At 73.7% G+C, this 11405-nt stretch carries 9 protein-coding genes and 1 pseudogene; 3 read left to right on the forward strand and 7 right to left on the reverse strand.

From position 1 onward, the window contains the following. The first annotated feature begins 210 nt into the window (after positions 1 to 210). Complete coding sequence (locus D7294_RS30990) at positions 211 to 873, forward strand: HNH endonuclease family protein (RefSeq protein ID WP_120685160.1); 663 nt, start codon at positions 211 to 213, stop codon at positions 871 to 873. Between the two features lie 200 nt (positions 874 to 1073). Next, positions 1074 to 1280 (forward strand): hypothetical protein, encoded by a 207-nt coding sequence (locus D7294_RS30995; RefSeq protein WP_120685151.1) that lies wholly within the window; start codon positions 1074 to 1076, stop codon positions 1278 to 1280. 49 nt (positions 1281 to 1329) lie between these two features. Here D7294_RS30995 and D7294_RS31000 read toward each other — a convergent pair whose 3' ends face one another. From D7294_RS31000 to D7294_RS31020, 5 genes are all read right to left on the reverse strand, one after another. Next, positions 1330 to 2304, reverse strand: a complete 975-nt coding sequence (locus tag D7294_RS31000) for a C45 family autoproteolytic acyltransferase/hydrolase (protein ID WP_241562743.1) — start codon at positions 2302 to 2304, stop codon at positions 1330 to 1332. 132 nt (positions 2305 to 2436) lie between these two features. Further along, entirely contained in the window at positions 2437 to 3027 is a 591-nt protein-coding gene (locus D7294_RS31005; protein WP_120685152.1) for an AAA family ATPase, read from the reverse strand. Further along, positions 3024 to 3575, reverse strand: coding sequence for an adenylyl-sulfate kinase (locus D7294_RS31010; protein WP_158674743.1), 552 nt, complete (start codon positions 3573 to 3575; stop codon positions 3024 to 3026). Before D7294_RS31010 ends, D7294_RS31005 begins: the two co-directional genes overlap by 4 nt. A 327-nt stretch (positions 3576 to 3902) precedes the next feature. Then, positions 3903 to 5132, reverse strand: coding sequence for a D-mannonate dehydratase ManD (gene manD, locus D7294_RS31015; protein WP_120685154.1), 1230 nt, complete (start codon positions 5130 to 5132; stop codon positions 3903 to 3905). A gap of 23 nt (positions 5133 to 5155) precedes the next feature. After that, complete coding sequence (locus D7294_RS31020; RefSeq protein ID WP_120685155.1) at positions 5156 to 7093, reverse strand: cellulase family glycosylhydrolase; 1938 nt, start codon at positions 7091 to 7093, stop codon at positions 5156 to 5158. A gap of 266 nt (positions 7094 to 7359) precedes the next feature. Between D7294_RS31020 and D7294_RS31025 the strand changes: the two genes are divergently transcribed. Next, positions 7360 to 8409: a LacI family DNA-binding transcriptional regulator gene (locus tag D7294_RS31025; RefSeq protein ID WP_120685156.1), complete on the forward strand. Its 1050-nt coding sequence runs from the start codon at positions 7360 to 7362 to the stop codon at positions 8407 to 8409. Positions 8410 to 8591: 182 nt separating this feature from the next. Here the strand turns inward: D7294_RS31025 and D7294_RS31030 are convergent, their stop codons facing one another. Together D7294_RS31030 and D7294_RS31035 are read right to left on the reverse strand one after the other, a co-directional pair. Next, complete coding sequence (locus D7294_RS31030) at positions 8592 to 11177, reverse strand: ABC transporter permease (RefSeq protein WP_120685157.1); 2586 nt, start codon at positions 11175 to 11177, stop codon at positions 8592 to 8594. Beyond that, positions 11174 to 11405: pseudogene (locus D7294_RS31035) on the reverse strand (ABC transporter ATP-binding protein); the annotation flags it as partial. The pseudogene D7294_RS31035 and the gene D7294_RS31030, both read right to left, overlap by 4 nt.

Genomic DNA, 11405 nt, shown 5'->3' on the forward strand with positions numbered 1-11405 from the left:
TCTGACCGTTTCCGAGCGGCATCGCTCACCGCCACACCCCTTGACATGACGTGTTCATGTCTCTCCACTGTTACCTGGCGCACGCCGCGAAGAAACGTTCCGGCGGAACCATCGCCACGGCAGCGCCCGCCCGCGGCGCGGCGTTGCCGCGCGGCTCCCCCGGCAGCCGCGAACCACACCCCCACCCCAAGGAGTTCTCGCGTGATCCGGATGCGCACCACGACCCCGCGGCGCCCTCTCTACGCGCGTCGACGACTGAGTCTGCTCGCCGGCCTGACCGCACTCATATCCCTGGCCTTCGTCCTCGACGGCCCGGCCGCGCAGGCCGCCCTCCCCACCCCGATCAGCGCCTCCACCGCCCGGAGCTACCTCGCCGACCTGACCGTCGCCGCCGAGGACCGCACCGGCTACGACCGCGACCTGTTCCCCCACTGGATCACCCAGAGCGGCAGCTGCAACACCCGCGAGGTGATCCTCCAGCGCGACGGCACCAACGTGGAGACCGACTCCAGCTGCGCGGCGGTGAGCGGCAGTTGGTACTCCGTGTACGACGGCGCCACCTGGTCCGCCGCCTCGGACGTGGACATCGACCACCTCGTGCCGCTGGCCGAGGCCTGGGACTCCGGGGCCGACTCCTGGACCACGGCCAGGCGGCAGGCGTTCGCCAACGACCTGACCCGCCCGCAGCTGCTCGCCGTCACCGACAACGTCAACCAGGCCAAGGGCGACCAGGACCCGGCCGAGTGGCTCCCCTCCAGGTCCGCGTACCACTGCACCTACGCCCGGGCCTGGGTGCAGGTGAAGCACTACTACGGCCTGTCCGTGGACTCGGCCGAGAAGTCCGCCCTGTCCGGCATCCTCGCCGGCTGCTGACGGTCCCGCCCCACCCGGCCGACACGGCGGCAACCGGCCGCCCCCCGGAAGGAGTTGATCCCGGCGGGAGTTCACCAGGCCCCGGCCCGCGCCCCGCGGGCCGGGGCCTTCGCGCGGGCGCCGCACCGGCCCGTTGCCCGCGGGGACACCGGGCCTTCCCCGCGCGGGCGGGTACCGGCCTGCCGTGTGCCCTGCTGGCCGTGCGGCACTGCCCGCATCTGGACGAGCCGGTCTGCGTCCGCGTGCGCAAGCCGCGGGTGTGGGGCGCGTTCGGTGGCCTCTTCGACGCGGCCCTGCGGCCCGGGCCCGACGCGTACCTCCCCTACGGCCATCCCGCCACCCGCTGGTTCCTCGCCGGCCAGCTCGTCCTCGAACTCGTCCGCGCCACCCGGGTGACCCCGCCGTAGGCCGCCGCGTCCCCGGGGCGCGGCCTGGCCGGGAGCCGTGGGGTGGTGGTCAGGAGCCGGGGGTGGGGGCGTAGGTGAGGGTGTGGGTGCCGGGGGTGAAGGCGGCGAAGGACTGGGGCCAGGTGGTGCCCGGCCAGTGGTAGGTGACGCGGCCCTCGGCGGGTCGGTAGGCGGCGGTGTAGAGGGTGCCGTAGCCCTTGGCGTGGCCCGACTCGTACAGCGGCGGGCGCAGCAGGGCGGCGACCAGGGCGGCCGGGTCGGTGGCGGCGGCCTCGACGGCGGCGAGGCGTTCCTGGGTGCGGGAGGCGCGCTCCTGCGTGTCGGGGACGGGGCAGTGCTGGTGGTTGGCGGCGCTGGGGCCGGGGGCGAGGAGGGGGGCGATGTCGGGGCCGAGGTGGACGGTCACGGCCCGTTCCCCGTCCATGAGGGTGAGGTTCTGGGCGGCGGGGATCGGCAGCCGGTCCAGGGTGCGCAGCGCCTCGTCCACGGTGTCGCAGGTCTCCAGCAGGTAGCGCACCACCAGGGGTATCGCGATGCCGGGGCCGTGCACGTCCCGGCCGCCGAAGGTGAGGGAGACGGCCAGCCCGGCGTCGTTCATGCCGTCGAGCAGGCCCCATACGCCCTCGCTCATGCCGATGACGGGGCGCAGCAGGGTGGAGGAGACGACGGAGCGCTCGGGCTGGTCGGCGTTCCAGTCGTAGTTGCGGGCGAGGGTTCCGCCGCTGACCGCCTGGGTGCAGCCGGAGGCGAGGGGGCGCAGGTGGACGCCGGTGAGCAGGAGGGCCGAGCCGGGCGGGCAGCCGGGGTCGAGCTGGGCGGTGATCGTGTCGAGGGCGGGGAGGAGTTCGGGCAGGTGGGTGGCGAACTCCCGGCGGGCCCGGGCGGCGCTCGCCGGGTCGCGCAGCTCGGCGGGAACCCAGAAGTCGACGAGCTCGCCGGTGAGTTCGGCTCGCAGCTGGGCGCGCCAGCGGCCGTCCGTGCCGTCGCCGGCCGCTCTGGCATGGAAGACGCAGGAAGGTGTCACCGAAGTCCCCTTTGTTGGCCCGGAATTGACCGGTGGTGGCGGATCGGTGAGGAACCTAGCCCAATTTTGCCCGAATTTTCCAGGTGCTCCGGGGCGCGGGGCAGGCGCGGCCGACGCGGGAGCGGGGTGGCTTCAGGGGGCGGAACGCGGCCAGTCGCCCGTGGTGTCGCCCGTTGCCGTCAGGACGCGGGCGGCCACCTCGGCGGGCGTGCCGTGGGTGGCGTCCACGGTGGTCCAGGGGAGCCCGGCGCGGTCGAGGGCGGCGGCCTCGCGGGCGGCGCGGTCCGCGTGCCGCCGGAGGGTTTCCGGGTCGCGGCCCCTGAGTTCGTCGCCGGGGATGGCGGGCCCGCCGCCGCGGCCCCTGAGCAGGACGCGCTCGCGCAGCACGGCCTCGTCGGCGCGCAGGCGGCACAGCGTGAGGGAGGAGGCGTGCGGCAGGGCGGCGGCGTAGGAGCGGGCGGTGTCCTGGTCGTGGACCGGGCCGGAGAGCACCAGGCAGCGGGCGCCGGCCGCCAGGAAGCGGGGCCACAGGGCGGCGAGGTTCGCGGCCTTGAGGCGGTGCCCCTCCCGGTCGTCCGGCGGCGCGGGGCGCAGGAAGCCGACCTGGGCGAGGTCCAGGTAGGCGGTGCGGCCGAGGCGGCGGCCCAGTTCCGTGTGCACCTGCCAGCCGACGGTGGACTTGCCGACGCAGCTCGGGCCGCACAGCCACAGCACGGGGATCACCGGGCGCTCCCCTCGCGGGGGGCGAGCGCGGGCCAGTTCCCGGCGGCCCGCCGCACCCGCCTGGCCACCTCGGGGACGGGGAGGGCGTCGGTGTCGACGTGGACGTCGCTGAAGTCGTCGCGTTCCAGGAGGGGCGCGTCGCGCACCACCTCGTCGGCGAGGTGGGTCTGCCAGCCGCGGCCCACGATGCGGGAGCGCAGTTCCGCGGCGCCGGCGCGCAGGCGGCACAGCGTGAGGGCGGCGTCCGGCACCTGCGCGGCGTAGTGGCGGGCGGTGTCGCGGTCCTCGACGAAGCCGGAGAAGACCAGGCACCGGGCGCCCGCCGCGCGGAAGCCCGCCCAGACGGCGCCGAGGTTGGCGGCCTTGAGGCGGTGGTGGCCCGGGTCGTCGGCGGGTGGGTCCCAGGCGAGTCCGAGCTGGTCGGCGTCCACGTACGCGGCGCGCGTTCCGGCCTCGTGCAGCTGCCGGAAGATCTCCCAGCCGACGGTGGACTTGCCCACTCCCGAGGGCCCGTAGAGCCAGAGAAGGGGAAGGTGTCCGCTGCGCACCGCGGGAGCGTAACGGGCCGCGACGCGGGTGGGCGAGCCGTTTTCGCCGGGCGGGGCCGTCCCCGGACGGGCCCGGGCAGCCCCACACGCACGGGCCGGGCGGCCCACACGCGCCGGCCGGGCCGCCCCCCACGCACGGGCCGGGCCGCCCACGCGCGCCGGCCGGGCCACCCCACGCACGCGGGCCGGGCCGCCCCGCACACGCGAGCCGGGGCCGTCCCTACCCGGGCCGGGCCCCCAACCGGGCCGGTCACGGCCTCCCCACCCGGGCGGGGTGGCCGTGGCCGCGCCCCGGGCCCGAGTCGGGAGTGCCGGGCGGGGCCGGGGCTACCAGTCGTGGACCGTGCCGTCGGTCAGGCGGTTCACCGGCAGGTAGGCGGCGGAGTAGGGAAAGGCGGCGGCCGCCTCGGTGTTCAGGGTGACGCCGAGGCCGGGGGTGTCCGAGGGGTGCAGCAGGCCCTCCTCGAAGGTGTAGGAGGTCTCGAACACCTCCAGGGTGCGCGGCGAGTGGCGCATGTACTCCTGGATGCCGAAGTTGTGGATGGCCAGGTCCAGGTGGAGGGCGGCGGCCATGCCGACCGGGGAGATGTCGGTGGGCCCGTGCATGCCGGACTTCACGCCGTACACCCCGGCCAGGTCGAGGAGCTTCTTCATCGCCGTCACGCCGCCGGTGTGGGTCACCGCCGACCTGACGTAGTCGATGAGCCGCTCGGACAGCAGCGTGGTGTAGTCGTGCACCGAGTTGAAGACCTCGCCGATGGCCAGCGGGGTCGTCGTGTGCTGCCGGATCAGGCGCAGCGCCGCCTGGTCCTCGCCCGGGGTGGCGTCCTCCAGCCAGAACAGGTCGTAGGGCTCCAGGGCCTTGCCGAGCCTCGCCGCCTGGATGGGGGTCATCCGGTGGTGCCCGTCGTGCAGCAGCGGCAGTTCGGGGCCGAACTCGGCGCGGACCGCCTCGAAGACGCCGGGCACGTGCCGCAGGTAGGCGCGGGTGTCCCAGGTCTCCTCGGCGGGCAGCGCGCCGCGCTGGGCCGGCTCGTAGTCGTAGCGCTCGCCGCCGCCCGCGGGCGAACTGGCCACGCCGTAGACCGAGTCGAGCCCGGGGATGCCGGTCTGCACCCGGATCGCCCGGTAGCCGAGGTCGAGGTGGGCGCGGATGGAGTCGAGGAGTTCCGGCACGTCGCGGCCGGAGGCGTGGCCGTAGGCGAGGGCGCCGCGGCGGGAGGCGCCGCCGAGCAGCTGGTAGAGCGGCATGCCCGCCGCCTTGGCCTTGATGTCCCACAGCGCCATGTCGACGGCGGCGATGGCGGCCATGGTGACGGGGCCGCGCCGCCAGTAGGCGCCGCGGTAGAGGTACTGCCAGGTGTCCTCGATGCGGCCGGCGTCGCGGCCGAGCAGGAGCGGCGCGACGTGCTCGCGCAAGTACGCCTCCACGGCGAGTTCGCGGCCGTTCAGCGTGGCGTCGCCGAGGCCGGTGAGGCCGTCCTCGGTGGTGATGCGGAGGGTGACGAAGTTGCGTCCCGGGCTGGTGACGATGGTCTCGGCGGACTGGATCTTCATGGTGGGTGCTCGGTCCCCTCGGGTCACGCGGTCAGTTCGGCGACGATCACGCCGAACGGCGGGAGCGTCAAGGTGGTGAGCGGGGCGCCGTCCAGGTCGCGCAGCCCGGCGCCCTCGGGCAGGGTGGGCCGGAAGGCCAGCTCCTCCTCGTGCTCGCTGACGAACCACACGAACACCCGCCCGTCCTCGTGCGCCATCCGCCCGACGAGGACCCGCGGGTCGGGCACGGAGACCTCGGGGGCCACGCCGGCCTCGGCGGCGAGCGCCGCGTACAGGCGCCAGGTGGGCTCGGGGTTGACGCGGGGGGTGACGGCGGCCATGTGCTCGATCGGGTAGGTGCACAGCACCATCCGGCCCCGGCCCAGGGCGTGGGACAGTAGGGCGGGGCGGCCGTGCGCGTCGGTGGCGATCACCTCGGCGCCGTTCGGCTCGACGGGGAGGAAGCTGCGGGAGTGCTCGGTGCCTGCGACGGCGAAGACCAGTTCCTCGCCGGCCGCGATCCCGCCGAAGTCGCGGCGGAAGACCAGGCGCAGCTCGGCGTCCTCGATGGGGTCGGTCAGGCCGTACCGCAGCTTCTTGACCACGCCGAAGGTCTCGTCGAGTTTCGGCCACCAGGGGCCGCGCTGCACGCCGTGCTCGCCGGTGAAGTACGAGGCGTACACCAGCGCCCCGGCCTCGGCGCGGGCGGTCAGCTGCCGCCAGCCGGGCGCGGTGAGCTGCTTCGCGGAGGGCAGCAGGTACAGGGCGCAGTCCTCGGGGATGCCGTCGGCCTCGCGGGCGACGCCGACCGGCAGGTCGGCCTCGCGGGCGGCCACGTACGCCTGCCTGGTGTGGGCGAAGACGCTGGTGTGGTCCTCGGGCTGGGTGAAGGGGTAGGGCTTCTCCAGGAAGGAGGAGACGACGAGGGCGACGCCGGTGTCCTCGCGGCGCAGCCGGGCCACGTCCACCTTCCGCAGCACCTCGGTGAACCGCCTCACCTCGCGCAGCTGTTCCTTGGGCCTGCCCTGGTCGTCGGTGAGGCCGAAGTGCATCTCGAAGGGGTGGTGGCGGTAGGGCTCCTGGTCCCACAGGGCGTCGTAGTCCGTGTTGTTCCACGGGATCCAGCCGGTGGCGCCGGCGAGCAGGGTGTGGTGCAGGATCTGCCGGTAGTAGTGGGCGGCGTTCTCCTCGGAGACGTAGTCGGAGGTGAGGCCGAACTCCTCCATGATCACCGGCTTTCCGCCGAGGTCGAGGAGTTCGCAGATGAACGCGGCGCCGAGGTGCTGGCGGACCTGGTCGTTCTCCATGCGGTAGACGTGCGGGCCGTGGAAGTCGATCAGCGGGGTCAGTTCGCGGATGCGGAAGCCGTTGTCGGCGCCGGTGACCTCCGCGCCCCAGGCGCCGTCGCCGACGGAGACGGGCTGGGTGGCGCCGGTGGAGCGGATCGCCTCGACGAGGGTCTTCACCCAGGCGGTGACGGCGCGGGAGTCGAGGGTGCCGATGCCGCGGGAGGGCCAGTCGGCGTAGATGGGGATCTCGTTGGTCAGCAGCCAGCCGGCGACCGCGGGGTGGTCCTTCCAGCGGGCGGTGAGCTCGCGGACGTACCACTCCTGCTGGGCGACGAAGGAGGGGTCGGAGAAGATGTCGCGGCCCGCGCGCCAGGAGGGGTCCCAGTTCTGGCCGGACATGTGGCCCACGATGAAGGTGGGGATGCTGCTCATGCCGAGGGCCAGGTGGCGGTCGAGGAAGTCGTCGAAGTGCCGCAGCAGCCGCTCGTCGAGGGTGTTCTCGGCCGGCATGAAGTCGGGCCAGTAGAAGAAGGAGCGGGTCAGGGTGATGCCGTGGTCCCGCATGGTCCGCAGCTCTTCCTCCACGACCTCGGGCCGGTAGTCGCGCCACATCAGGGGGCCGCCGGTGCGCGACCAGTAGTTGACCCCGACCCAGATGGTGCCGCCGTCGAGCTTCGCCGCGTTGCGCTTCATGGCCGCTCTCGTCTCTCGTCCGTCTCTCGTCCGTCTCGTGTGCCCCGCGGGCGCGCCGCGGGCCGGCCGCGGTGCCCTGCGGGGGGCCGCGCCGCTCACAGGTCGCGGCCCGGCGGGGTCAGGTATATCGTTCTACCTCCGGTATGTCGAGATCTTGTCCCAGGTGGAGACGTGCGATAGCCTGCGCCTCTCCCCGGGCGGCTACAACGTTTTCCCGCGCTCACCTGGTGCGGAAGTCCCGGGGCCTTTCCCCGGGAGGGAGGCGCATGGCGGGGAAGCCGACGATCGCGGATGTGGCGCGGCTGGCGGGGGTTTCGGTCTCCGCCGTCTCGAAGGTGGTCAACGGCCGCGGCGGCATCTCGGCGGCCACCGCGGAGCGGGTGCTGGCGGCCGCGGCCAAGCTGGACTGGTCGCCCTCGGCGACCGCGGTGGCGCTGCGGGGGGCGCGGACCAGGGCCGTGGGCATGGTGGCGGCCAGGTCGGCCGATCTGCTGGCCGCCGACCCGCACTTCACGGTGCTGATCTCGGGCATCGAACGCGAGCTGGCCCCGGTGGACTACGGCCTGTTGCTGCACGTGGTCGGGGAGGAGCCGGGCGCGGAGGAGCGGGCCTACCGGCGCCTGGCGCAGGAGCGGCGCGTGGACGGGGTGATCCTCACCGAGAGCCGGATCGGCGACCCGCGCTTCGCGTTGCTGCGGCGGCTGCGGCTGCCGGCCGTGCTGGTCGGGGTGCCGTGGCACGAGGAGGGCGGGGAGGCCCCCGTCGTCTCGGTGCGGGCCGGGGAGCAGGAGGCGGGGATCAGGCAGGCCGTCGACCACCTGTGCGCGCTCGGGCACCGGCGTCTCGGCTACGTCTCCGGGCCGGAGGACCGGGTGCACTCGGTGTTCCGGCGGCGGGTCTTCGAGTCGGCGCTCGCGGCCCGGGGGCTCGCGCCCGCTCCCGTGGTGGTCTCGGACTTCACCGCGCAGGGCGCCGTGGCGGCGATGGAGCGGCTGCTCGCGCCGGGCCCTGGGGCGCGGCCGACGGCGGTGCTCTTCGCCAACGACACGATGGCCGTCGCGGGCATGAACGCCGCCAGGCGGCTGGGTCTTGAGGTGCCGCGGGACCTGTCCGTGGTGGGCTACGACGATCTGCCGCTGGGCGAGTTGGTCTACCCGCGGCTGACGACGATCGGCCAGGACCTGGTGCGGCTCGGGCGGGCCGCGGTCACCGCGCTGTTCGGCCTGCTCGACCCGGAACGTCCGGCGCGGGCCCCGGAGATCAGGCCCCCGCGCCTGGTCGTGCGGGAGTCCACCGGCCCGGCCCCGGCGCCCTGAGCCGCTCCCCGGCGCGAGCCGCCCCCGTACTCCCGCCGCCGGGACCGGCCCCCCGGCGGTGGGAAGCCGAAGGGCCCGCCCCCGGCGCGCGGTGCGCGCGGGGGCGGGCCCTTCGGGACGCCGGCCGTCTCCGGCCGGTTTCCGTCACTCCGGGCCGGGAGTTCACTCCGCGGCCCGGGAGTTCACTCCGTGGCGATGGCGTTGAGGATGTTCATCCTGCCCGCCCGGAAGGCCGGGAGCAGGGCCGCCAGGAGGCCGACGAGCGCGGAGCCGACGAAGACGGTGACGATCGTGGGCCAGGGGATGTCCAGGACGTTCAGCCCTTCGAGCGACATCAGCCTCTGGGCCGCCGTGCCCCAGGCCATGCCGAGGCCGAGGCCGAGCAGGGCGCCGAAGAGGGCGATCGCCACGGACTCCAGGCGCACCATCCGCCGCAGCTGCCGCCGCGAGAGGCCGATGGCCCGCATCAGCCCGATCTCCCTGGTGCGTTCGACGACCGCGAGCGCGAGGGTGTTCACCACGCCCAGGATGGCCACGATGATCGCCAGCGCGAGCAGCCCGTAGACCAGGTTCAGCAGGCCGCCGATCTGGCCCTGGATCAGGTCCTTGAACTCGGCCTGGTCGCGGACGTCCATCTGCGGGTACGGCTCCATGGCGGCGTCCAGCGCCTCCCTGGCCTGGTCCTTCTGTCCGTCCTGGGCGGAGGCGAAGAGCATGAACGGCAGCGGGAACGTGTCCTCGGAGACGTGCGCCCTGGCGGTCTCCGTGCTCACATACCAGGTGCCGTTGCCCACGGCGCCGCCGGAGTCGAGGATCGCGCGGATGGTGAGGGTGGTGCTGTCGCCGTTGTCGAAGGCGATCGGGAGCTGGTCGCCGAGGTCGAGGCCGTGCTTCTCGGCGTCGTCCTCGCCGATGGAGATGCTGCCGTCCTGGAAGGCCTCGTGGATGTCGCCGGCGACGACCTCGCTGGTGAAGTCGTCGGCGTAGTCCGGGTCGGCGACCGAGATCCTGACGTCTCCCTCCCCGCCGTCGGGCCAGGTCACGTCGGTGTCGACGTCGCGCACCTCGGTGACGTGGTCGAGTGCGGACACGCCCCGGGCCGCCTCGGTGACCTCCGGCAGGATCGGCATGCCGTTGGCGGTGGTGAGGATGTAGTCGGCGCCCAGGGACTTGTCGACCTGCTCGGTGGCCGAGGCGACCATCGAGGAGCCGACCACCGAGAGTCCCGCCACCAGGGCGAGGCCGATCATCAGGGCGGAGGCGGTGGCACCGGTACGGCGCGGGTTGCGCAGGGCGTTGCGCTCGGCGAGCCTGCCGACCGGGCCGAACATCCGCAGCAGCACCACGCTCAGGCCGCGGACCACGATCCCGACCAGGGCCGGGCCGACCAGGATGAGGCCGACCAGGCTGAGCGGGACGCCGAGCCCGAGGTAGCCGGCGCCGTCGGAGGCCTTGTCGACCGAGCCGGTGGCCGCGAGCAGGCCGAGGCCGGCCACGGTGAGGACCGCGCCGATCGTCGCCCGCACCCGGCCGGCCCGCACGTCGCCCGGCATGCCGGCGTCGCGCAGCGCCGCCATCGGGCTGATCCGCGCCGCGCGGCGGGCCGGGATGTAGGCGGCGAGCAGGGTGACGAGGACGCCGAGGACGATGCCGACGACGGGCACGTACGCGGAGACCGTCAGGTCCTCGGTGCTGAGTTCGAGGCCGATGGCGCTCATGATCGCCATCAGGCCGACGGCCAGGCCCACGCCGACGCCGAAGCCGAGGACGGAGCCGATGACGCCGAGCAGGAGGGCCTCGATGAGGACGGAGCGGTTGACCTGGCGGCGGCTGGAGCCGATGGCCCGCATCAGGCCGATCTCGCGGGTGCGCTGGGCGACGAGCATCGAGAAGGTGTTGACGATCAGGAAGATCCCGACCAGCAGGGCGATCCCGGCGAAGCCGAGCAGCACGTACTGGAGGATGTCGAGGACCTGGCCGATCTCGTCGCGGTTCTCCTCGACGTACTCGTCGGCGGTCTGGAGCTTGTAGGTGTCGGCGCCGACCGCGTCCGCGATGGCGGCCTTCAGCTGCTCGTCGGTGACCTGCCCGTCGGAGTCCACGTACAGGGTGGTGTACGCGTCGGCGCCGTTCAGCAGGTACTGCTGCGCGGTGGGCAGGTCGGTGTAGAAGACGGCGGCGCCCGGGTTGGTGACCTTGAACTCGAAGATGCCGGTGATCCGCAGCTCCTGGTCGCCGGCGACGGTGATCACGCGCAGCGGGTCGCCGATCTCCAGGTGCTTCTTGTCGGCGGTCTCCGAGTCGACGATGATCTGGTCGGGCCCCGAGGGCAGGTCGCCCTCGGTGAGTTCGACGGAGCGCGTCTCGACGTCGGACCAGCTGCCGACGATCGTGGGCGCGCCGGTGCTCGGGCCGACGTTCTCGTTGTCCTGGTCGACGACCACGGCGCTGCTGGAGGACACCGTTCCGGTGACCCGCTCGACGCCCTGGACCGCGCCGACCTCGTCGGCGAGGGAGGCGGGCACCGAGTCGGGGACGCCGGTCTCGTCGATGTCGTCGAAGACCGACTCCTCCTCGTCCTCGGCGGGGGCGATCATGACGTTGGACGCGGTGTCGGCGAAGAGCTTGTCGAAGGTGGTGTTCATCGTGTCGGTGAACACCAGGGTGCCGCAGACGAACGCGACCGAGAGCACCACGGCAAGGCCCGAGAGGACCATGCGGCCCTTGTGGGAGAAGAAGCTCCGCAGCGAGGTCTTCAGCACGGTCATGAGGTGCGCCCCTGGGCGTCGAAGCCGCGCATGCGGTCCAGGACCTGGTCGGCGGTCGGGTTGCGCATCTCGTCCACTATTCGGCCGTCGGCCAGGAAGACGATGCGGTTGGCGTAGGCGGCGGCGACGGGGTCGTGGGTGACCATGACGATGGTCTGGCCGAGGTCGTCGACGGAGCGGCGCAGGAAGTCGAGGACTTCGGCGCCGGCGCGGGAGTCGAGGTTGCCG

This window comes from Streptomyces hoynatensis (genome assembly GCF_003626535.1).
Lineage (GTDB): Bacteria > Actinomycetota > Actinomycetes > Streptomycetales > Streptomycetaceae > Streptomyces > Streptomyces hoynatensis.